General features: G+C 64.5%; 19 protein-coding genes and 1 tRNA gene. 9 read left to right on the plus strand and 11 right to left on the minus strand.

Annotated features, from left to right (window positions below):
• Positions 1-51: 51 nt before the first annotated feature.
• The gene (locus ASD77_RS12390) at positions 52-603 is read left to right on the plus strand and encodes a hypothetical protein (protein WP_156383620.1); all 552 of its coding nucleotides are present in this window, start codon (positions 52-54) and stop codon (positions 601-603) included.
• Positions 604-786: 183 nt separating this feature from the next.
• On the opposite strand, the gene ASD77_RS12395 is transcribed toward ASD77_RS12390, so the two are convergent.
• The 4 genes from ASD77_RS12395 to traD form a co-directional block, all read right to left on the minus strand.
• Entirely contained in the window at positions 787-1542 is a 756-nt protein-coding gene (locus tag ASD77_RS12395) for a hypothetical protein (protein WP_055942070.1), read from the minus strand.
• Entirely contained in the window at positions 1532-2017 is a 486-nt protein-coding gene (locus ASD77_RS18150) for a hypothetical protein (protein WP_156383621.1), read from the minus strand. The genes ASD77_RS12395 and ASD77_RS18150 overlap by 11 nt, the downstream gene beginning before the upstream one ends.
• 72 nt (positions 2018-2089) lie before the next feature.
• Positions 2090-4069 (minus strand): AAA family ATPase, encoded by a 1980-nt coding sequence (locus ASD77_RS17785; protein ID WP_082563275.1) that lies wholly within the window; start codon positions 4067-4069, stop codon positions 2090-2092.
• A 535-nt stretch (positions 4070-4604) separates the two neighbouring features.
• Positions 4605-4904, minus strand: coding sequence for a conjugal transfer protein TraD (traD, locus tag ASD77_RS17795; RefSeq protein WP_082563277.1), 300 nt, complete (start codon positions 4902-4904; stop codon positions 4605-4607).
• A 257-nt stretch (positions 4905-5161) separates the two neighbouring features.
• Here traD and ASD77_RS12400 point away from each other — a divergent pair, with 257 nt between their 5' ends.
• Positions 5162-6730 carry a MobA/MobL family protein gene (locus ASD77_RS12400; protein ID WP_055942073.1) on the plus strand — a complete coding sequence of 523 codons (1569 nt, stop codon included), beginning with the start codon at positions 5162-5164 and terminating at the stop codon, positions 6728-6730.
• A 487-nt stretch (positions 6731-7217) separates the two neighbouring features.
• Here the strand turns inward: ASD77_RS12400 and ASD77_RS12405 are convergent, their stop codons facing one another.
• Positions 7218-8726: a site-specific integrase gene (locus tag ASD77_RS12405; protein ID WP_055942076.1), complete on the minus strand. Its 1509-nt coding sequence runs from the start codon at positions 8724-8726 to the stop codon at positions 7218-7220.
• 84 nt (positions 8727-8810) lie between these two features.
• A tRNA-Ser gene (locus ASD77_RS12410) sits at positions 8811-8903 on the minus strand.
• Between the two features lie 131 nt (positions 8904-9034).
• Between ASD77_RS12410 and dnaX the strand changes: the two genes are divergently transcribed.
• The 4 genes from dnaX to ASD77_RS12430 all read left to right on the plus strand — a co-directional run bounded on the left by dnaX (position 9035) and on the right by ASD77_RS12430 (position 12221).
• Complete coding sequence (gene dnaX / locus ASD77_RS12415; RefSeq protein WP_055942078.1) at positions 9035-10789, plus strand: DNA polymerase III subunit gamma/tau; 1755 nt, start codon at positions 9035-9037, stop codon at positions 10787-10789.
• 7 nt (positions 10790-10796) lie between these two features.
• Positions 10797-11117 carry a YbaB/EbfC family nucleoid-associated protein gene (locus ASD77_RS12420; RefSeq protein ID WP_055942081.1) on the plus strand — a complete coding sequence of 107 codons (321 nt, stop codon included), beginning with the start codon at positions 10797-10799 and terminating at the stop codon, positions 11115-11117.
• 54 nt (positions 11118-11171) lie between these two features.
• Positions 11172-11768: a recombination mediator RecR gene (recR, locus tag ASD77_RS12425; RefSeq protein ID WP_055942084.1), complete on the plus strand. Its 597-nt coding sequence runs from the start codon at positions 11172-11174 to the stop codon at positions 11766-11768.
• Positions 11769-11867: 99 nt separating this feature from the next.
• Complete coding sequence (locus ASD77_RS12430) at positions 11868-12221, plus strand: histidine triad nucleotide-binding protein (RefSeq protein ID WP_055942087.1); 354 nt, start codon at positions 11868-11870, stop codon at positions 12219-12221.
• 60 nt (positions 12222-12281) lie between these two features.
• On the opposite strand, the gene ASD77_RS12435 is transcribed toward ASD77_RS12430, so the two are convergent.
• The 4 genes from ASD77_RS12435 to ASD77_RS12450 are packed head-to-tail and all read right to left on the minus strand — an operon-like array spanning position 12282 to position 16633.
• The gene (locus ASD77_RS12435; protein WP_055942091.1) at positions 12282-12794 is read right to left on the minus strand and encodes a Slp family lipoprotein; all 513 of its coding nucleotides are present in this window, start codon (positions 12792-12794) and stop codon (positions 12282-12284) included.
• Positions 12795-12811: 17 nt separating this feature from the next.
• Positions 12812-14764 (minus strand): DUF3488 and transglutaminase-like domain-containing protein, encoded by a 1953-nt coding sequence (locus tag ASD77_RS12440; RefSeq protein ID WP_055942094.1) that lies wholly within the window; start codon positions 14762-14764, stop codon positions 12812-12814.
• Positions 14751-15704, minus strand: coding sequence for a DUF58 domain-containing protein (locus ASD77_RS12445; RefSeq protein WP_055942099.1), 954 nt, complete (start codon positions 15702-15704; stop codon positions 14751-14753). Before ASD77_RS12445 ends, ASD77_RS12440 begins: the two co-directional genes overlap by 14 nt.
• Before the next feature lie 2 nt (positions 15705-15706).
• Positions 15707-16633, minus strand: a complete 927-nt coding sequence (locus ASD77_RS12450) for an AAA family ATPase (protein ID WP_156383622.1) — start codon at positions 16631-16633, stop codon at positions 15707-15709.
• Between the two features lie 70 nt (positions 16634-16703).
• On the opposite strand from ASD77_RS12450, the gene ASD77_RS12455 reads away from it, so the two are divergent.
• On the plus strand, positions 16704-18545 hold the full coding sequence (locus ASD77_RS12455) for a glycosyltransferase family 39 protein (protein WP_055942105.1): 1842 nt from the start codon (positions 16704-16706) through the stop codon (positions 18543-18545).
• Between the two features lie 10 nt (positions 18546-18555).
• Here the strand turns inward: ASD77_RS12455 and ASD77_RS12460 are convergent, their stop codons facing one another.
• The gene (locus ASD77_RS12460; protein ID WP_055942108.1) at positions 18556-19125 is read right to left on the minus strand and encodes a Maf family nucleotide pyrophosphatase; all 570 of its coding nucleotides are present in this window, start codon (positions 19123-19125) and stop codon (positions 18556-18558) included.
• A 127-nt stretch (positions 19126-19252) separates the two neighbouring features.
• On the opposite strand from ASD77_RS12460, the gene ASD77_RS12465 reads away from it, so the two are divergent.
• Positions 19253-19759 (plus strand): YceD family protein, encoded by a 507-nt coding sequence (locus ASD77_RS12465; RefSeq protein ID WP_055942110.1) that lies wholly within the window; start codon positions 19253-19255, stop codon positions 19757-19759.
• Positions 19760-19826: 67 nt separating this feature from the next.
• Positions 19827-20021, plus strand: a complete 195-nt coding sequence (gene rpmF / locus ASD77_RS12470; RefSeq protein ID WP_055942113.1) for a 50S ribosomal protein L32 — start codon at positions 19827-19829, stop codon at positions 20019-20021.
• The last annotated feature ends 8 nt before the right edge of the window (positions 20022-20029 follow it).

Raw genomic sequence — 20029 nt, forward strand, 5'->3', positions numbered from 1 at the left:
ATCGAAGACAACCTACACGGGGTGGTTCTGCACGCACCGGAGCCCGACCACATGGCGGTTGTGGCCTTCGCGGTGGTTCATGAGCACCAAGCCTCGGCTACGCTCCTCGTCAAACATGGGCTGCTTGGTTCTGCGACTGCATTGATGCGCCCTTCGTTCGAGGCGTTTGTGCGTGGACTATGGCTGCAGTGGGCGAATGATCAGGAACTGGCTCACTTCCAGAAGGGCCACGACACGGCAACCCCAGAGAAGATCATCCGCAAGGTGATTCAGCGTTCTGGGGAGCAACGCCACACGGATCTTTTGGATACATGGGAACAGTCGCAAAAGACCATGCATGGTTACGTCCATCACGGGTATCAGTCCTTGATTCGCCGCTCTGGAACCATCGACATCCCACCGGGCGAGGTCGTGGATCTGTTGGGCTTCATCACGTCGATGGCCCTCCACGCTTCCCTGGAAACTGTGGAACTGGCTGGCAAGCGGGTGCCAGAGAGCGAAGTGGCGACCCGCCCACAGTGGGTTGCCGAGAGGCAGCTGGAAATCGTGGCCATGCTGCGGGTCATGGGCCTCGTTCAAGTGCTTGGTGAAGCCACTCCTTAGCCGGCCACCTTCGTGAGTGCGCTGTCTTCTTCGCGTGTTCGGCCAGAGGAGCCGAATGGGACGGTTCGCAGGTGACCGCGGCAGCGTCCGGCTTCGCCTTGGAGCGCGGTATGGCCCGTGGCCGTCCGAGCTCTAGCTTAACTAATAATGGGGCGTGTTGTTAGTTTTGATCGGACCAAGTGTCTACTCGACGTCTAACGCCTTGGTTGCAAGGATAATTCCCTTTACATGCATCGCGTTATCAGTCTTCCCGAGTTTCTCCCCAGTCAACTCGAGCGAGAGCATGTTAATCATATTTCCATCCTCATCGGAACGCTCGGTCATGATGCAGCGGGGGTCGCGAGGATTTTCCACAATCGCCGAGTGATTTGCTTCGAGGATCGAAATGTTGATCCTGCGGCAGAGCCTTCCTGAATATATGAAGTCTTCAATGTGGTCGCAAGACTGAAATGGGGCGCCGCAGATCGAGCAGGTGCCTATTGTCGAGCGGAATGCGGGGCTGTTGAAGATCATTTTTTCAGGAAAGAGCAGTCGCTTCGCGCCGATGAGCAGCGCTTCGTGTTTCCGGATTCCTTCGTAATCTTGAATCCTTAGGGCTATGTCTTTGTAGTCAATAGCATCCATAAGAGAGTGCCAAGCGCTCTCCGGCTCATTATTTTTTATGTTGAGCCAAGTCTCCAAGGAGGATTGGATACTTCTGATGAAGCACTGGAAGTGAAAGAGGTCGTTAGCTAGGCGCTCTACTTCATGGTCAATGGCCCAACGTTTGAAGGCCTTAAGCTCCGCGATGAACTTATCTATCTCTTTGATCTTGGCTCCTTGGAGCTTGCTTGAGCGGACGATAAGGTTTAGCTGACCTGCCGACTCTAAGAAGGAAATGCACTTTTCCAGAACGCTTTGAGAGATGAAGGGAGGTGAACCAAAAAATTCACTTTCCACGACGCACCGCCTCTTTTAGGGCGGGCTCAATGGCTGATAGCCCGCTGACAGGTCCTTTATAGTCCAGCTGGACACTGCGCGCCCCTTTTTTCTCTTCTACCACGCAGGACAACTCCACGGGTGCGCTCTCGGATTTTCCAGAGTTCCTAAGGAATGCGCTGATGATGTCAAGTGTAGTCCTTATGAGTTCCTGGTTCTCGATTAAGGCTTGGGCAACGAACAGTATTGGGGGCAAGTAGATAGTCGAAGATCGTTGTTCATAGAGATCATCTATCGGCGTAAGAGAGTCGATCTCTGCCTTTGCTTCGGCATATTTCTTTAAAGAAATGGCGGTGGATGCGTATGAATGTCTGCCGGATTCTAGGCTGCTCAATACTGGGAGAATGATGACGTGCTTCTTGGCCGCAGTTTCGGGAAGCGTTGGAGTGGAAATCCACGTGATGGTGATACGTTGATTGCTGTCCGATTCAGTCATGGCTCGCACTCGTAAGATGGGGCGTTCTGATGAGTGTTGCTAGTTTGCGTTACCACTTAGGCGGCTGGTAGTTTAAAAATCTGTATGCGCGCTTGGTGCAGCTGGCACAAGATGAAGCCATATCGCATTGACAAGGGCTTCCAACGTGGACGAGCTTGTTCCCTTGTCTTTCGCACAGGCAAGCACGCGATGCATGACCTCCGGTATTTTGTGGGTATCTCTGCTTGGCGTTAAGCCAAATGGTTCGCACGCTTCTGCTAGGCACAGCGCGTGCAGGTCTTTTCCTAGCTCTAGAATAAGTGTTGATTCAAGTGTGTCTTCAAAATAAGCATAGTTTTTGGCTATGCAGGTGGAGAGCGGTTCGTCATACTTGGCGTGGGTATCTGCCAAATGAAGGAGCGCGGTATTTGCTGCTGGCTCTTTCTTGTTCAGATCGCAGTCCCATACTAAAAAAGTTGGAATCTCTAGCTCCGTGAACACTGCGTAGGGCCGATCAAGGTTAAGCTTACCCTCGACGGGAAGGATGGCGATGCCCGCCGCATGGAAGTCGAGGCCGAGCAGCCGCGCACATGCTTGAAGCGCAGATCGGTCGCTTCTGCCCTCGACCAAAACAACGCCGTTAGCAAAGAACCCTTCTGAGAGTTCCGTCCCGAGAATGTGCAGTCTGGGGGTAAGGGTTGCTGCGGTCCAAGTTCCTGGCGCCTTGTTGTTCGCTTTTTCTAGGCGCGCAGCAACGTTGGCAAGGCTCAACGAAGTCAGATGTGCATGCTTGAACTTGCTATCGGTCGACTTCAACCGTCGAGCAAGCCGCACCTCGTTGGCTCGTTCCATCGCAACGAACATGGGTGAGTGCGAGCCAAAAGTGATCTGGGTTGGCCCCGTTGCGCCAGGCAGACTTCCGGTGCTCAAGCCTCTTAGGACGCTCGCTAGGTGGCGCTGTTTGGTCGGATGCTGGTATAGCTCCGGCTCCTCAATGGCCAAGATTAGGCTTGGAGCCGCTGGTGGGGGCGTTTGGGCTGCTTCCTCCGTAGTCTCTCCTTCGGTCGCCGGAGGCTGATGACTGGTCTTCGCCAAATGCTGCAAGAGCGTGAAAACAAATGCACGCTGTAGCCCGTGACCTTGGCGATCAACAGGGCCGCCGAAACCTTCGTCACTCAATGAAACGTCTGCGGCAGGCAGGGGCACTGCGATATCCGCCACGTCCCGCCAGGTAAGACCCACAGCAGCGTCCCGATATAGGCTTTTTAGGTCGACGGTTAAGCGGTTCGCGAGTTCTCCGAGCTCGGGCATGTTTGCAGGCGCGACCAGGGCGCGATAACGAGCCGTAACCTCCTCTTGAAAAGTCTGCACATCCTTACGCTGGAGAATTGCGCTGCGAACAACGATCTCGAGTAGTCGCCCGATGGCGCTGGATTTTCCATCGGCGGCATCAAGCGAAGCCTCCCTAACCGCTGGAACGAAGACAAAACTTGTATGGCGCTGTAGCGCCCCACGTCCCGCGTTCTGAAATCCGAAAAACTGGCCGTCGTCCCTCAGTAGGGCCAGCGAATCCGGATGGGCTAGTTCCCACTCCTGTAGACATCCTTCAATTTGCCCAGCACTCGTGACATTGGGAAGCTCTGCGTAAGCGGCGTTCTCTTCTTTGAGTGTTTTGTAGGCAGCTCGCTTTTCAGTTGCACCACCGATGGCACGTATGGCAGAGAAGTCTGGATTTTGAAGAGTCGACCCGTAGTAGCGACCCGAGGATGCCGTCCCGTCGAAAACTCTCGATACCGTCAAGGTTCCATCACGAACCCTGCTTTCAAAGGTCTCTTGCTCCACGGCACTTAACGCCCCGAAGGTCAGCTCAATCTCTACGGGTAGAGTGATGTCGCGGCCGAAGTAGTCATCTTGGTCGAGCGCTTTGCTGGTCGAGTAAAACTTTTCAAGAGCCTTGAGGATGCTTGACTTACCCGCGCCATTGCCGCCGATCAGTGCGGTGTGAGCCTCGAAGTCAATGGACACATCACGCAAAGAGCGGAAGTTCTTGATGCGTGCTCTCAGTAGCTGCATAGAGCAATGCCTCCCAGTCCGTATGAGATCGTTTATTCTTGGCGGCAGTGAGTTGTCGGGCTAGAGCTCGCAATAGATTGTTAGCATGTCCCGGTCTCTTTTCCTGTAGCCAGGTCTTGGTGCCTCAGACCGGGTCGTAGAAAGATGCGCGGAGAAGCTTTTATCTATGAGCATCATTTTCCAGCCGGATCTTTCGCCGCTTATGGACCCGCCGCTCACTTGGTAGACGCGCATGCAAAGCTGACCGGTTTTGCTCGTTCCCACGGCATGGACCTCTACCAGACGTGAGAAACCATCGTAGCGGAGCTCAAGGCACAGCCCGCTCTTAATCGCCGACACCGCCGCATCCCTGGACATCATCCTTCCCTCGTTGGTATCCGGTTTATGGTGTTGGAGGCAACGCCGTCAAGTTTTCATTCCACCATGACGCCGGCCTGCCCTCAGGGCTGATTGCATCACATTTCTTTGTGGTGTGCTGCCTTTGTCGAGACGGCGGCCTAAACGGGGCTGAGAAGCCGGCGGTCCGAGGCTTGGTTCAGTGACGTTTGAGTTGCTCGGAGCCAGTCGCGTGAATGTGTTCGCGAATGCTCTCGTCGTTCCTACGAGCAGTGTGCTCTAACAGTGCGCCCACAATTTCCTCATCGTCCAATGCGTGGGCGCCGGCTAAGAATACTAGTTCGGCCACGCGTTGCCGTCGCTTCATTTCCTCCCGCTTAGCTACTTCCTGAGCCTTTGCGTCGCGTCGCTGGTTTGCTAGAAGCTCCTTCGCTTGCAGTTGGGCTAGCCGTTCCGTGGCACGTTTGATTTGGTCTTGATAGCGATTCGGTGCGGTCATGCGTCTCTCCCTTGGTCCTGGCATTGATTCAATCAGGGAAAAGCGGCTCGTCAAGTTTCGATCCCCGTCGAAAATTCGACGGTCGTGGAATCGCCCTGATCTGAGAAGCAGGGCATAAGAAGAATAAGCAAGAGCGCACTTAGGCATTCCTACGGAATGCGTGCGCAAAGGGCTACGCCCCTTGAACCCCAAGCCGCGAGCGGCTTGCGAAAATCTGAGCCCAAGGCATAAAGAGCGGAGCACAAGCAGGAGCTCCCATGGCCATCTACCACGCCCGCGTCAAAACCTTTAGCCGAGCAAAAGGCCACTCTTCCGTCGCCGCAGCGGCCTATGGCGCGGGCCTGTTGCTCGTCGACGAGAAGACGGGAGCGCGGCACGACTACCGCCGGCGCGGCGGCGTCGTGGAAACGCGCTGCGTGGTTCCGACCGATGCCCCGGACTGGTCGATGGTTCCGGCACAGCTTTGGTCCGCTGCGGAGCAAGCAGAGAGACGCAAAGACGCGACCGTGGCTAGGGAGTTTGAGCTCGCGTTACCTCACGAGCTCAGCGACGACCAACGCTCGGCGCTGGCTGCGGAGATCACCCGCGCCCTCGTCGACCGTTACCAGTTTGCCGCTCAGGCGAGCCTCCACTCGCCGGACGCCAAAGGCGGCTTGAACTGGCACTTACACATTCTCGCCACCACCCGCCGACTCGATGCCGGTGGGTTGGCGGACAAGACCAGGGAACTGGACGGCGGGCCGGCGGGGAGGGCGGAGGTCGAGTGGGTTAGAGAGATGGTCGCTCGCGTGACCAATGCCCACCTCGCTGCTGCGCAGGTAGATGCCCAGGTGGATCACCGAAGCCTTGAAGCCCAAGCCGCAGCCGCCGTGGCCCGAGGCGACGTGGTATCCGCTGCGCTCTTGAGCCGCCGGCCCACCCAACACGTCGGCAAGAACGCATCCGCATTGGCCCGCCGGGGAGAAGACTCCGAGCGTGCTGAACGCAATGCGGCAATCCATGGAGAGAACGACGAGCAGTTTGAGAAGCTCCTCGAGACCTTTGAGCGGGAGGGCCGAGCGATGGCGCCGACAGATGGCCATGGCCCGGAACAAGCCCGCTGGGATCGGCAGAAAACAAACCGCCGTGGTGTCGACATGACGCTGCCGGGAGGCGGACAGATGCGCGGAGTCCAAGGGATCACGGGGCTGAGCGTCGGACAGATCGCTGTGCCTCCCCGAAGCCCTGGCCCTTCGACACAAGACCTTTTTGGTGAAGCAGTCCAACTGTGGCTTGATGACGCATTGGCGGCGGTCATCGATCTGCTCAAGAACACCCGGCGTTTCCTGGAAGACCATGCGGGCCGTCTGGCTGCGTTCGCGGACCATTCTCGCCTCCGCACCGACCTGCGGGAACTCGTGAAGCGGCTCAGGACCCTGAAACGGTGGGCGACGGAATGGAAGCGGCGGCAGCTCGCCGAGCGCCACGCGTTGAAGTTGCTTCACCGCGCGGAGCACGCTCTGGAAGAGTTCGTCGAATCCAACCCGAAGCCGGCGGATGGTAATGAAAAGGAATGGGCAAGACGGCGCGGCCGCCGGCTGGCCGCCATTGAGCAGCGCTTGGCGGCGCTGAAGGCCGCCAGGGAGGCCCGGTCACCCGAGGCCGAAGCCGCGTGCGAACAGCGGCTGGTGAGCGCTGTAGAAGCGGTGGAGGAGTGGAGCGGGCAGATGCTGAAGAGCTACCCCATCCAGTCCGATGCCCTCGCGCCTGCGTTCGGGCCCGTCGACACCTCCAAGCTCAAGGCGGGCGAGACGGCGCAGCCTCTACGTTCGCCTCGTCTGCATTAGAAGGACAACGCCCCGCAATGGGGGGGCGTTGTTACGGGGGAGGGCGCAGCGATCTCAGTGGACCGTGGGTCCTTTGCGGCCTGGCTTCTCAGCAGTCTCTAGCGCTCGCCCACGCCGATTGGCGAGGAGTGTGTCCAGGGGCGCAAGCGGTTCGCGTTCAATGAGGCGCTCTTTCGTTGCTGTCAGCTTGGGACCGAGTTCGGACGTGGGCGGTGAGTTCTCGAAAGTCGGAACGCCGTGCCCGCGTTGCCGAAGAAGCTCCTCTGCCAGTTCAAGTGCGAGTCGAAGGTCTTCAGATCGCTCGTCGGCGCTGAGGCTCCTTACTCGGTGGAGGCTTCCACTCAAGAGTTGAGCGGCGATGCGGATTTGTGCGTCTGGCATGGGCAGTCCTGCTGCAGGGTAGGGACTCGTAGCCAAACAGCATTTACGATTTGCGCAAGCTTGTGCTCCGGAACTTTTTCACACTTTTTCTCTTTAGTCCGCAGGTTCAACTATTTACCAAGCGCTTGCGTCCAGCACGCGGCTTCGGTGCGGTGTCGAGCAACAGTTGAGCGAGTGCGGGAAGATTCAATCCAAAGTTCAGCGCATCAAGTCCTGGAGTCGTGGGGCCGGGGCCATGAAGCTTTTCGCGCACGGTGAAATCGCGGCTATAAGTCGAGTGGTGCTCGTCGTCGAGTTCGTGTCCCACGAGTTGAGCGCGCAGTTCGGATGGCACGCCCGCCCCCTGAAGCGATTGGATGACCGTCTTTCTCAGCGAGTGGAAGCCTCGCTTGCCTGCGGGCCAGTTCTTTCCCACCAGTTCCAGGTGGCGGCCGAAGGCTTTGGTGATCCAATTGCCTTGCCCGTTCTTGGCATCCGCCCTCGCGGCCGGAAACAGACGTTCAGCACCGGCTGCCCGCAGCCCATCGACCCACTCCCGGAAGCCCAGTGACAGCAAGTCCGGATGCACGGGCACGGTTCGCAGGCTGACCTCAGTCTTTACCTTCTGGTGCTCGCCGTCGTCTGACACCTTGATGCAGAGCAGGCCGTCCTCTTCGATGACGTCCGCGACCAAGAGTTGACCCACTTCGGACGCCCTGGCCCCCGTGTAAAGGCCGATGACCGCAGCCCAGCGGGCAGACAGCGCCAAGGCCTCGAAGGCCGCCGGGGCGAACAGGGCTTGGACTTGGTGTGCGTCATAGGCCTTAAACCCGAACTTCTTTCGGGCCCTTTTCTCCCGGATGGAGTAGCTGACATGACCCGCAGCGGGGTTGTCGCCTTTCGGGTAGTAGCCGGAAGCCTGGGCCCATTCAAAGAAGCCACCTTTGCCGCCTACGTAGCTCTGCTTGTTGGTCAGCGTAGGGGTAGAGGCCCCCTCATCCCGCATGTGCTGATACCAGCGAGCGAGATCCGTCCGAGTGACTGTGTGCAGCTTGGTCTTGCTTCCCAGGAAGCGGACCAGGGCCTCCACGGCGGTCTTCTTAATCACGAGAGTCTTAGGCAGCGTGCTGCCCTGCAAGCTGGCCAGCCACCCGTCCCGAGCGTCCGCCAGGGTGATGGGGGTGATCTTCGCCCTGGCCGCTGAGAAGTCGCGCGGTGACAGGGGAGAGTTGACCGCATCCAGCAAGGGGTCGTTCGACTGACGTTGGGCTTGCTGAAAGAGGCGCAGGTCCTCGTCCGAGTCGATCTGCCAGCGCTCACTGACGGTCCCGTCAGGAGCTCGTGTCCGATGGAGCGTAAGGTCCTTCAAGCCCTCCGCTTGCGTCAGTCGGGCGATCAGCTCATCGGCTTCTTTCTTCCCCAGCTTGTCCATCCGCCGATCCCTCAGCGTTGAGAAGGCTTGAGCATAGCGGGACGCCAACACCAGCGCGCGTAGCCGGGCCTCGGACAAGTCATTCGTGCGCAGGGTGCGCTTGAGCAGCCGGCGGCCAACTAGGTCCTGGAGATCCGTGGGAACGCGCTGACGGAACGACCAGAGGCCAGACGGAGATCGAACCAAATGATGGGGAATGCGCATCGGGAGATGTGTCCCGATTTGTGTCCTGCATCCTTCCGGGGCCAGAAACGAAAAACCCCTGACGAGTCAGGGGTTTGCGTGATCTGGCGGAGAGAGGGGGATTCGAACCCCCGAAGCGCGGTTTAGACGCTTACACACTTTCCAGGCGTGCTCCTTCAACCACTCGGACACCTCTCCGGGACCTGAACGCGGCCGGGGCTGCTTTCAGGGTCGTGGATTCTAGCCTTCGCAGGGGGGCGGCCACAAGCGAAGCCGATGGGTACGTGCCGGCCGGAGGGACGACGGGCGGGGCGTGGCACAATGTCGGCATGTCCTACCTCGTCCTCGCCCGCAAGTGGCGTCCCAAGCGTTTTGCCGAGCTGGTGGGCCAGGAGCACGTGGTCCGCGCGCTGACCAATGCGCTGGACAGCGGCCGCGTGCACCATGCCTTCCTGTTCACCGGCACGCGCGGCGTGGGCAAGACCACGATCGCCCGCATCTTCGCCAAGTCGCTGAACTGCGAGAAGGGTACCAGCGCCGATCCCTGCGGCCAGTGCCCGGCCTGCCTCGATATCGATGCCGGCCGCTACATCGACCTGCTGGAGATCGACGCCGCATCGAACACCGGTGTGGACGACGTGCGCGAGGTGATCGAGAACGCGCAGTACATGCCCTCGCGCGGCAAGTTCAAGGTCTACCTGATCGACGAAGTGCACATGCTGTCGAAGGCGGCGTTCAATGCGCTGCTGAAGACGCTGGAAGAGCCGCCGGAACACGTCAAGTTCCTGCTCGCCACCACCGACCCGCAGAAGCTGCCGGTCACCGTGCTGTCGCGCTGCCTGCAGTTCAACCTCAAGCGGCTGGACGAGGAACAGATCCGGGGGCAGATGACCAAGATCCTCGCCGCCGAGGCGATCGAGGCCGATACCGCCGCCATCGCCCAACTCGCGCGCGCGGCCGATGGCTCGCTGCGCGACGGCCTGTCGCTGCTCGACCAGGCCATCGCCTATGCCGGTGGCGCCCTGCGCGAGGACGGCGTGCGCACCATGCTGGGGACGGTGGACCGCACCCAGGTCAGCGCCATGCTGGCGGCGCTGGCACAGGGCGACGGCGAGGCGCTGCTGCAGGTGGTAGCGCGGCTGGCCGAGTTCTCGCCCGACTGGGCTGGCGTGCTCGACGCAGTGGCCGAAGCCCTACATCGCATCCAGGTGCGTCAGCTGGTGCCGTCGGCCGATGTGGACGCGGAAGGGGTCGATGTCGACGCCTTCGCCGGACAGCTGCGGCCGGAAGTGGTGCAGCTCTGGTACCAGATGGCGATCAATGGCCGGCGCGACCTGCACCTGGCGCCCAGCGGACGCGCCGGTTTCGAGATGAGCGTGCTGCGGATGCTGGCGTTCCGCCCGGCGCAGGCCGGCGAGATGCGCGGCGAAGCGCGCCCGTCGCCTGCCACCGACGTACCGGCTTCGGCGTCGATGGCTGCGCCGTCTGCCGCCAGCACGCCCGTGCCGGTGCAGGCGAAGGTGGCGGCAGCGGAACCGGTGATGCCGCCGCAGCAGATGGCGCGCGAAGAACGTCCCGCGCCGTCGCGCGTCGCGGTCGACGACGTGCCGCCCTGGCGTCCTGCCGAACCGGCGGTGGTGGCCGCGCCCGTTGCCGCCCCGGTGGCGTCGAGCACGATGCCGGTCGACATCGGCATCACCGATGCTGAGACCTGGCTGCATTTCGCCGGTACCTGCGGGCTCAAGGGCGTGGGCAAGCAACTGGTCGACAACGTCGCCTTCGCCGGCTACGCGAACGGCACCCTGACGCTGGCGCTGGACAGCGGCTTCGACTACCTGCGCTCCGAGCGCACCCTGGGCGAACTGGGCGAGGCCATCGCCAGCCGCTACGGCGTGGCACCGCGGCTTGCCTTCGCCGCGACCACCTCCGACGCCGAGACGCTGAAGGAGCGCAGCCACCGGCAGCGCGACGAGCGCCAGAGCGAGGCCGAGGAGACCTTCATGAACCATCCGGACGTGCGGCAGCTGATGCAGCAGCATGGCGCCAGGCTCGTGCCGGACTCCATCCGACCTTACGAAGAGTGATCACGACATGCGTGGAAACATCGCCCAACTGATGCAGCAGGCGCAGAAGATGCAGGAGAACCTGCAGCGCGCCCAGGAAGAACTCGCCAAGCTGGAAGTGACCGGCAACGCCGGTGGCGGCATGGTCAGCGTGACCCTGACCGGCGCCAAGGAATGCCGCAAGATCCGCATCGATCCTTCGCTGCTGTCCGATGCGGAGATGCTGGAAGACCTGATCGCGGCCGCGTTCAACGACGCGTCCAACAAGGTCGACGCGGAATCGAAGTCGCGCATGGGTGCGGCCACGGCCGGCATGCCGCTGCCGCCGGGCATGAAGATGCCGTTCTGATGCCGGCGGGAACCGGATGACGGCGGCGCGTCCGCCCACGGTTTCCGGACCACCATGTCCAGTCCGCTGCTCGAACAGCTCATCGAGGCGCTGCGCGTCCTGCCCGGTGTCGGCCAGAAGACCGCGCAACGCATGGCTTACCACCTGCTCGACCGCGAGCGGGACGGCGGCAAGCGCCTGGCTGCGGTGCTGGCCGAGGCGCTGGAGCACATCGGCCACTGCGCGCAGTGCCGCGATTTCACTGAGAGCGAGATCTGCGCGCTGTGCGCCAGTGGCAGCCGTGACCGTCACCAGCTGTGCATCGTGGAGTCGCCGTCCGACCGCCTGGCGATCGAACAGGCCACCGGCTACCGCGGCGTGTACTTCGTCCTGCACGGACGGCTGTCGCCGCTGGACGGCATCGGCCCGCGCGAACTGGGGCTCGAGGCGCTGTCGGCACGACTCGCGCAGGGCGAAGTGACCGAACTGATCATCGCCACCAACCCCACCGTCGAAGGCGAGGCCACCGCGCACTACCTGGCGCAGCTGGCGCGCCAGCAGGGCGTACGCCCCAGCCGGCTGGCGCATGGCGTGCCGCTGGGCGGCGAACTGGAGTACGTGGACCGCGGCACGCTGGCGCATGCCTTCGGTGGCCGCAGCGAAATGGCCTGAAGGCGCTGATCCTGAGCCGGAGACGCGTGGCCGCACCCCGGCCATCCGCGGCCACGGCAGGCGCTATGCTCCCGAATCCCGAATCCCGAATCCCGCCACATGACCGACACCATCTTCGCCAAGATCATCCGCCGCGAGATCCCGGCCACCATCGTCTATGAAGACGACGAGGTCCTCGGCTTCAAGGACATCGCCCCGCAAGCGCCGGTGCATGTGCTCTTCATCCCGAAGAACGAGGCGATCCCCACGCTCGACGACGTGCGCCCGGAGCAGGCGCACCTGATCGGCAAGCTGGCGCTGGCCGCCGCGCATTACGCGCGCAGCGAAGGGTTCGAGCAGGACGGCTACCGCATCGTCATGAACTGCCGCGAGGATGCCGGGCAGACCGTGTTCCATATCCATCTGCATTTGCTGGCCGGTGCGCCGCTGGGTCGCTTCGGCACACCGGGCTGACAACCAGACAAGAAAAAAGCCGCTCATCGAGCGGCTTTTTTCGTTCATCACGCCGTGGACTTACCACCAGCCCCAGCGGCCCCAGCGCGGACCCCAGAAGGGGTCGTAGTATGGATAGGGACGGACCACCTCGACTTCGCGTACTTCCGGCCACAGGTAGACCACATCGGCCGCGACGCGCGGCAACTGGTAGTCGTACTCGCCGATGCGGGTGCTTTCGTAGCCCTCGATCTTGCCGACGAAGGTCACTTCGCGTCCTTCGGCGAACACCGCAGGGTCGTAGAAACCGGCGCGGCAGGCGATGAAGCGCCCGTCGGTGGCATCCGGCGCCGTGGCCATCGGCCGGCCGGTCGCATTGAGCGGCCGCGACACGAGCTGGAAGCAGGTGGAATTCTGTCCCGGTGCCGTGCTGATGATGCGGCCACCCCAGCGCACCGGCGCGCCGACCTGGGGGGCACCCACCGAGTCGCGTGGATTGACCTGGGTGAAGCTGCCCTGCAGCGGCGCAGGCGCGGTGGCGCAGGCGGAAAGCAGCGCGGTGGCTGCAATGACGACGGCGAAACGAAGGTTCATGGCCAGTCTCCAGCGGGTTATGGGCGGTGCCGGCGCAGGTCTTCGATCAGTGCGCGGTGGTCTCCCTCATTCGGAGCGTAGCGTGCATCGGCGAAACGGCGGCTGAGCGACGCCAGTGCCTGCGCGGCCTGCGGACGTCCCGCGGAGGCCCGGCGCGCCCAGTCGGCCGGGCTCTCGTGCGGCTCGCGGCCCAGACCGTGCCGGGCATAACGCGCACCGAGACGATGCCAGGCGCGAAGCAGCGGGTCGCGCTCCCGTTCACCGCGTGCCAGCAGCCAGCCCATCCAGACCAGCGCCGCCATGGCGAACAGGCCGAACAGCGCCGTCAGAGCGCCGCCGCCGAGCTGCTTGGCACCGAAACGCTCGAGCAGGCGCGACTGGCGTCGGGCGTCGAAGCCCAGCACCAGGTCGTTCCAGCCGCGACGCAGCCAGTCGCCCACCTGGCCCAGGTTCTCGGCCCCGATCAGGCCGGCCATGGCGCCCACCGCGCCGCCGGCGCCCAGGCGATCTTCCAGCGTGTCGTAGATGTTTTCCGGTGCGACCGCCGCGGTCGGGTCCACGCGCACCCAGCCGCGTTGCGGCATCCACACTTCCGCCCACGCATGCGCATCCATGTTGCGCACCACCCAGTAGCGACCGAGCGGGTTGTAGGTGCCGCCGGTATAGCCGGTGACCACGCGCGCGGGGACGCCCGCGGCGCGCATCAGGAACACGAAGGACGAGCTGAAGTGCTCGCAGAACCCCTGCTGCTGGTCGAAGAGGAACTCGTCGACCGTGTCGCGGCCGGGAAACGGCGTGTCCAGCGTGTAGGCGAAGTCGGCGCGGATCCATTGCAGGGCGCGCGCGACGATCGCCGCATCGTTGCCGCCGGCCTCGCGACGCCATTGCGTGCCCAGCGCACGCGTGCGCGGATTGAAGCCCGCGGGCAGCTGCAGGGCCTGGGCACGTCGCCATGCCGGCAGGTCCGCTTCGAACTGCGTCGGGCGCGAGGACTGCAGGCGCCAGCGCGTCAGCGAGCTGAGCGGCGCGGGCGTCGCCATGCTGTAGTCGCGCGCCATCCACGCGCCGTCGGGCGTCGCGGTGGGCAGGTCCAGCGCCACCAGGTCGCGGCGGTCGCTGGGTTCCACGTCCATCTGGTAGTCCCAGCTCACCGCAGCGCGGGTCGTCGCGGGTGGCGGCATGCCGGGTGAAGCGGCGCGGCGCGTCCAGGTACGGCCATCGAAATCCGTCAGCACCGGGCCGCGCCAGTACATCTGGCTGGTGGGCGGCGTGGCACCGAAGAACTGCACGCGCAATGCCGGCGACTCATCGGCGACGAGGTCGAGATAGCTGCCGGGCGACATGTCGTCGCTGAGGCCGGGCTTCGACAGGGCCCGTTCCGGCACGCCCCACAGCGGCGACGGGAAGCGCGGGAACAGCCAGAACGCCGCCAGCACCAGCGGCACGCCGATGGCGACCAGCTTGCCGATCTCCCGCGCCTGCTGCAGCGGGCGCGCCACGCCCGCCAGCGATACCGCCTCGGCATCGGCGAGCCGATGCAGCGCAACCAGGGCACCCAGCACACTGGCCAGGCCCAGCGCCATGCTCAGCGGGCCCTGGTCGAGCAGGAAGGCGGCGAAGGGCGCGAACAGGGCGAAGCCGAGCAGGCTACGGTTGTCGCGCAGCGTGCGGGTCTCCGTCGGCTTGATCGCGAGCATGCCGGCGAGGAGGGCGCAGCCGGTGTCGCGACCGAACTGCATGCCGGTCACCGACATCACCGCCGCGACCAGCGCCAGCGCCATCAACGCGCGCAACAGGCCGGGCAGGGGACGGCGCCACGATGCGACGGCCAGCACCACGCCCGTGGCACCGATGCCGAACGCCAGCACCGGCGGCAACTGGATCAGCAGCGGCAGCAGGCAGGCGCCGGCCGCCGCCAGTGTCCAGCGGCGACTGAGGCTGTCCAGGGTGGGGACGTCAGTGGGTTTCATGCGGAAGCAGCGCCAGGGCGCGCAGGCAGAGGTGGCGATGCGCAGGGCCGTTCGCTGGCCCCAGCGCAGGGTGGCCGGGCAGCCGCAGCCGGTAGCGGAGTCCTTCGCGTTCGGCGGAGTCCACCCAGTGCGCGAGTCGCTGGATCCGCCGTTCGTGCGGGAGCGTCGGCAGCGCTTCCCAGTCCAGTTCCACGTCGCGGCCCAGCGGTTGTTCGTAATCGCGTACCAGCAACTGGTTGCGGCGCGCGGACGGTTTCCAGGCGATGGCGCGGCGCGCATCGCCGGCGCGGTAGTTGCGCAACTGGTGGACGTCCTCGCCGGCGGGGTCCAGTCGTGCCCGGGTGCCTGCGCTGTCGGCGTGCGGAAGCGGCGGACCCTGCACTTCCATGGCGGGATAGACCAGCAGGGGCGCGTCGGGCCACACCCATGCCCACGCCCGGGCGAGGCCGAGCGGCTGGGTGGTCGACAACCGCACGCGGTCCAGGTCGTACCAGCCACGCCGGTGGGTCGGCAGCGCCAGGTCGACCACGATCCCTTCGGCGGCCGGCAGCAGGACGAAGGCGTGTTCGTTGCCGGCGTCCACGCGCAGGCCATGGCGCACGCGCGCGTCGCGCGATGCAATGGCGACGTGCAGCCGCAGCGGTTCCCCGAGCGGCACCGGATCCGCGGACAACGCCTCCACGCGCAGACCGGCCAGTTGCAGATGCGCGAAGATCAGGCTGGCCATGGCCGTCGCGCCGAGCAACAACGCCAGCAACAGCGCCGGATTGTTGTTGTAGTTCAGCGCGCCCAGCATCATGGCGGACACCAGCGCGGCGAAGAACAGGCCGAACCGCGTGGGCAGCACGTAGATGCGCCTGCGATCGAGCGCGACCGGCAGCGACTCCGGCCGGCGTGGGCGCCCCAGACGTGCGAAACGCCGGGCCAGGGTCGGCGCCATGCTCAATCGACCGGCACCGCATGCAGGATCGCCTTGGCCAGTACCCCGGCCGACGCCGCCTCCGCTTCCGGTACCAACCGATGCGCCGCGACCGCCGCGAACAGGGCCTGCACGTCGTCGGGCAAGACGTGGCTTCGTCCGAGCAGCAGCGCGTAGGCGCGTGCCGCGCGCAGCAGGGCGATGCCCGCACGCGGCGACAGGCCCACGCGTACCCCCGGGTGCTGGCGGCTGCGCGTGAGCAGTGCCTGCACGTAGTCGATCAGCGCATCGCTGGCATGCACGCCGTTCACCGCGTCGCGCAGCGCGAGCACTTCGTCGCCGGACAGCAGCGGCATCGCCTGCGCGATCATCGTCCGGCGATCACTGCCGGCCAGCAGCTGCCGTTCGGATTCGGCGCTGGGATAGCCGAGCGCCAGGCGCAACAGGAAGCGGTCCAGCTGCGAATCCGGCAACGGATACGTGCCCGACAGGTCCACTGGATTCTGCGTGGCGATCACGAAGAACGGCTGCGGCAGCGCGTGGGTGACGCCGTCCAGCGTCACCTGGTGCTCGGCCATCGCTTCCAGCAGCGCACTCTGCGTGCGCGGCGGCGCACGGTTGATCTCGTCGGCCAGCAGCACGTTGGTGAACACCGGCCCCGGATGGAAGGTGAAGGCGCGCGCCTGTGCGTCGTACACCGACACGCCCAGCACGTCGGCGGGCAGCAGGTCCGAGGTGAACTGCACGCGCTGGAACGTCAGCCCCAACGTGGCCGCCAGCGCATGCGCCAGCGTCGTCTTGCCCAGGCCCGGCAGATCTTCGATCAGCAGGTGGCCATCGGACAGCAGCGCCACGAAGGCGAGCCGCACCTCATGCGGTTTGCCGAGCACCAGCGCGTTCACCTGCGCCTGCGCGCGGGCGAGTGCGTCGGCCAAACCTTCGGATAGCATAGGGCGGGTGCTGGGGATGGCGGACATCGCGCTCTCGGTTCCGATCGTGGGTTGAGGGCAGTGTAGCGAGATGGACGAAGAACAACGCGCGCGACGATGGTTCCTGGCCGTGTGGGCAATCGTGACGGTCGTCAAGGTCGCCATCGCGGCACGCCTTCCGCTGTTTGTGGACGAAGCCTTCTACTGGCAGGAGGGCCGGCATCTGGCGGCGGCCTATTCCGACCTGCCGGGACTGACCGCATGGCTGACCCGCCTGGGCACCGAACTGGGAGGCCATCACGTGCTGGCCGTGCGTGCGCCGTTCCTGCTGATGGCCGCACTGCTTCCATGGCTGGTTGCCCGCAGCGCCGCGCACTGGTTCGGGGCGGCGATCGGCTGGCAGGCGGCGCTGCTGGTCGTGCTGATGCCGCTGTCGGGCACGCTGGGCCTGCTCGCCCTGCCGGATGTGCCGATGGCGCTGGCGACGGTGCTGTGCGCCGATGCTGGTGCGCGGCTGCTGCGCGACGTCGATGCGATGTCGGCGACCGAACTGGCGCTGGGCCTGATGCTGGGGGCGCTCAGCCACTATCGCTTCGTTGGCGTCATCGGCGTGGGCTTGCTCGCATTGCTGTGGTTGCCCGAAGGCCGCAAGGTGCTGCGTGACGCCCGGGTGTGGGTCGCACTGGCGGTAGGGGTGCTGGCGTGGGCGCCATTGCTGGCCTGGAATCTCGAATATGCCGACGCCGGTCTGCGCTTCCAGTTGCTGGACCGGCACCCATGGGCGTTCCATGGCGACGGGTTCCGGTTCCTGCTGGTGCAGGCGGCGATGGCAACGCCGCTGCTGTTCTGGGCCATGCTGGTGGTGTGCAGGCGCGGTATCCGCGGCGACGCGCAGGCCGGCACTGCGTGGCGCTATTTCGCGCTGCTGGGCGCAGTCTCGACGCTGGGTTTCTTCGTGCTGGGCTTCTTTGCCGACAACGAACGGGTGAGCTTCCACTGGCCGTTGCCGGGCTACCTCGCCCTGCTCGTCGTGGTGCCGCTGTTGTTGCGGGAATGGTCGCCGGCGTGGCGTCGCGCCACCTGGGGCGTCGCCGCCATCGGCGCGCTGCTGATGCTGGGCTATTACGTGGCGGTGTCATCGCCGGGACTGCGTGCGCAGATCGCCGGCAGCAAGTACTACCCCGAGAACTTCGCAGGATGGGATGCGTTGGCCGAGGAGGTGCAGGCGATGCGTGCGACGCTCCCGGAAGAAACCGTGCTGGTGGCGGACAATTTCAAGACGGGCGCGGAGCTGGGCTTCGCGTTGGACGACGCGGATATCGCCGTGCTCGATCATCCGCTCAACCACAAGCATGGACGCGCACCGCAGTTGCAGCTCTGGGGCCTGCAGCACGACGGTTCGCGCGATACGCCGTTGCTGCTCGTCGTCGGCGCCACCGACGTGAAGTTCAGTGCGCTGCTCGCTCACTACCAGCAACTGTGCCGGGTCGTCGGTCCGTTGCCGCCGGCACGTGTCGTCAACATCGATCATGGCGCGCGCCGGTTCCTGCTGTTCGCGCTGCCGGCCGAGCAGGGGCAGGGCGATTGCATCACGCCGGTCGTTGCCAATATCGACGTGCCGCAGGCGGGCGTCCGCGTGGAGCGCCGTTTCAACGTCGGGGGCTGGGCGGTGAAGGACGGGGTCGGTGTGTCAAAGGTGGAGCTGCTGCTCGATGGCCGCGTCGTCGCCGAGGCCACCTATGGCGGCGCCAACGAATGGCTGCGCAGCTTCCTCAAGGACGCGTCGCGCGATCCGCGCATGCCGAACGTGCAGTTCACGGCCCGGGTCGATGCCGGCGACGTGCCGGCCGGCCGTTACTGGCTGGGATTGCGGGTGACCGGCGGCGACGGCAGTGTCGAAACCTGGGCGGAGCAGCCGGTCGACATCCAGTGATGCAGGCCGATCAGGGCAGGTCGAAGCCCGCTTCGCGCAGCATGCGGGCGACCGCGATCAACGGCAGGCCTACCAGCGCCGTCGGATCGGAGGATTCGATGGCGTCGAACAGGGCGATACCCAGGCCTTCCGACTTGAAGCTGCCGGCGCAGTCGAACGGCTGCTCGGCATCCACGTAGCGCTCGATCTCCGCAGGCGTGAGCGTGCGGAAGTGGACCGTGGTGACATCCTGGGCGTGCAGGACCTGCTCCTCGCGGACCAGGCACACCGCGGTGTGGAAGCGGACCTGTCGCCCCGACATGGCGGTCAGCTGGGCGATGGCGGCCTCCCGCTGGCCGGGCTTGCCCAGGGCGTGTCCATCCAGCTCGGCCGCCTGATCGGCGCCGATGACCCAGCTGCCGGGATGCTGGCGGCCGATGGCCTCGGCCTTGGCAAGGGCCAGGCGGACCGCCATGGCGGGCACGGACTCGGCGTCCAGCGGGCTTTCGTCCACCTCCGGACGCGCGATGTGGAACGGCACGCGCAGCCGCTCGAGCAGTTCTCGGCGGTAGCGGGAGGTGGAGGCGAGCATGAGCGGCATGGGGGTGGAGCACCGGCAGGGGACGGGGGCGGGGGAGTCTGACCGGCCCCGGGGCGGGCGGCAAGCCATCCTGAGGGACGGGGGTGGTTTGACAGGTCGGTGTTTGATCCTTAACATTCAGCGGCTTATGTCCGCGAATACGCCCGAGATGTTGGATGCTTGGCGCATGGTCGCGGCCCGGCGCAGCTTTGAAGGTCGCCTGCCGTTGTCCTCGTTGACGCGCCTGCAGGGTCTTCTTGTCGATACCGAAGGCGAGGCGCGTTACGCGATCGAGTTCGATCGCGACGCCCTGCAGGTGCCTTACATCGGGTTGCGGATCGAGGCGGAGTTGCCGCTGGTATGCCAGCGCAGCCTGCGGCGGTTCGTCCTGCCGGTGACGGTGGAGCAGCGGCTCGGGCTGGTGCGCAGCGAGGATGAGGAGTCCGCGCTGCCGCCCGGCTACGAAGCCCTGCTGGTACCGGAGGATGGCATGCTGCGCCCCGCCGACCTGGTGGAGGACGAACTGGTCCTCGCCGTGCCGGTGGTGCCGGTGGATCCCACGTCCGAGGCCATCGAGCGCGAATGGGTCGCGGACGAAGAAGAGGTGGCGAAGACCAGTCCGTTCGCGGCGCTGGCCTCGCTGAAGAAGAACTAGCCGCTACCGCGGTCTGGCAACACGAACCGCAAGGTTCACCAACAGATACAAGAGCTGGAGCAATCCCATGGCTGTGCAGAAATCCCGCGTCACCCCGTCCCGTCGTGGCCAGCGTCGTTCGCACGACGCGCTGACCGCCAAGCAGCTGTCGACCGACCCGACCACGGGCGAGATCCACCTGCGCCACCACGTGACCGCCGACGGTTACTACCGTGGCAAGAAGGTCATCGCCACCAAGACGACGGCCGTCGAGGAAGATTGATCCGCGCG

Source organism: Pseudoxanthomonas sp. Root65 (genome assembly GCF_001427635.1).
Classification (GTDB): Bacteria; Pseudomonadota; Gammaproteobacteria; order Xanthomonadales; family Xanthomonadaceae; genus Pseudoxanthomonas_A.

Coding starts and splice junctions, on each gene's coding strand:
- ASD77_RS12390 (WP_156383620.1), top strand. CDS start 52: ATGGCGGTTGTGGCCTTCGCGGTGGTTCATGAGCACCAAGCCTCGGCT.
- ASD77_RS18150 (WP_156383621.1), bottom strand. CDS start 2,017: ATGACTGAATCGGACAGCAATCAACGTATCACCATCACGTGGATTTCC.
- ASD77_RS17785 (WP_082563275.1), bottom strand. CDS start 4,069: ATGCAGCTACTGAGAGCACGCATCAAGAACTTCCGCTCTTTGCGTGAT.
- traD (WP_082563277.1), bottom strand. CDS start 4,904: ATGACCGCACCGAATCGCTATCAAGACCAAATCAAACGTGCCACGGAA.
- ASD77_RS12400 (WP_055942073.1), top strand. CDS start 5,162: ATGGCCATCTACCACGCCCGCGTCAAAACCTTTAGCCGAGCAAAAGGC.
- ASD77_RS12405 (WP_055942076.1), bottom strand. CDS start 8,726: ATGCGCATTCCCCATCATTTGGTTCGATCTCCGTCTGGCCTCTGGTCG.
- dnaX (WP_055942078.1), top strand. CDS start 9,035: ATGTCCTACCTCGTCCTCGCCCGCAAGTGGCGTCCCAAGCGTTTTGCC.
- ASD77_RS12420 (WP_055942081.1), top strand. CDS start 10,797: ATGCGTGGAAACATCGCCCAACTGATGCAGCAGGCGCAGAAGATGCAG.
- recR (WP_055942084.1), top strand. CDS start 11,172: ATGTCCAGTCCGCTGCTCGAACAGCTCATCGAGGCGCTGCGCGTCCTG.
- ASD77_RS12430 (WP_055942087.1), top strand. CDS start 11,868: ATGACCGACACCATCTTCGCCAAGATCATCCGCCGCGAGATCCCGGCC.
- ASD77_RS12435 (WP_055942091.1), bottom strand. CDS start 12,794: ATGAACCTTCGTTTCGCCGTCGTCATTGCAGCCACCGCGCTGCTTTCC.
- ASD77_RS12440 (WP_055942094.1), bottom strand. CDS start 14,764: ATGAAACCCACTGACGTCCCCACCCTGGACAGCCTCAGTCGCCGCTGG.
- ASD77_RS12445 (WP_055942099.1), bottom strand. CDS start 15,704: ATGGCGCCGACCCTGGCCCGGCGTTTCGCACGTCTGGGGCGCCCACGC.
- ASD77_RS12450 (WP_156383622.1), bottom strand. CDS start 16,633: ATGCTATCCGAAGGTTTGGCCGACGCACTCGCCCGCGCGCAGGCGCAG.
- ASD77_RS12455 (WP_055942105.1), top strand. CDS start 16,704: ATGGACGAAGAACAACGCGCGCGACGATGGTTCCTGGCCGTGTGGGCA.
- ASD77_RS12460 (WP_055942108.1), bottom strand. CDS start 19,125: ATGCCGCTCATGCTCGCCTCCACCTCCCGCTACCGCCGAGAACTGCTC.
- ASD77_RS12465 (WP_055942110.1), top strand. CDS start 19,253: ATGTCCGCGAATACGCCCGAGATGTTGGATGCTTGGCGCATGGTCGCG.
- rpmF (WP_055942113.1), top strand. CDS start 19,827: ATGGCTGTGCAGAAATCCCGCGTCACCCCGTCCCGTCGTGGCCAGCGT.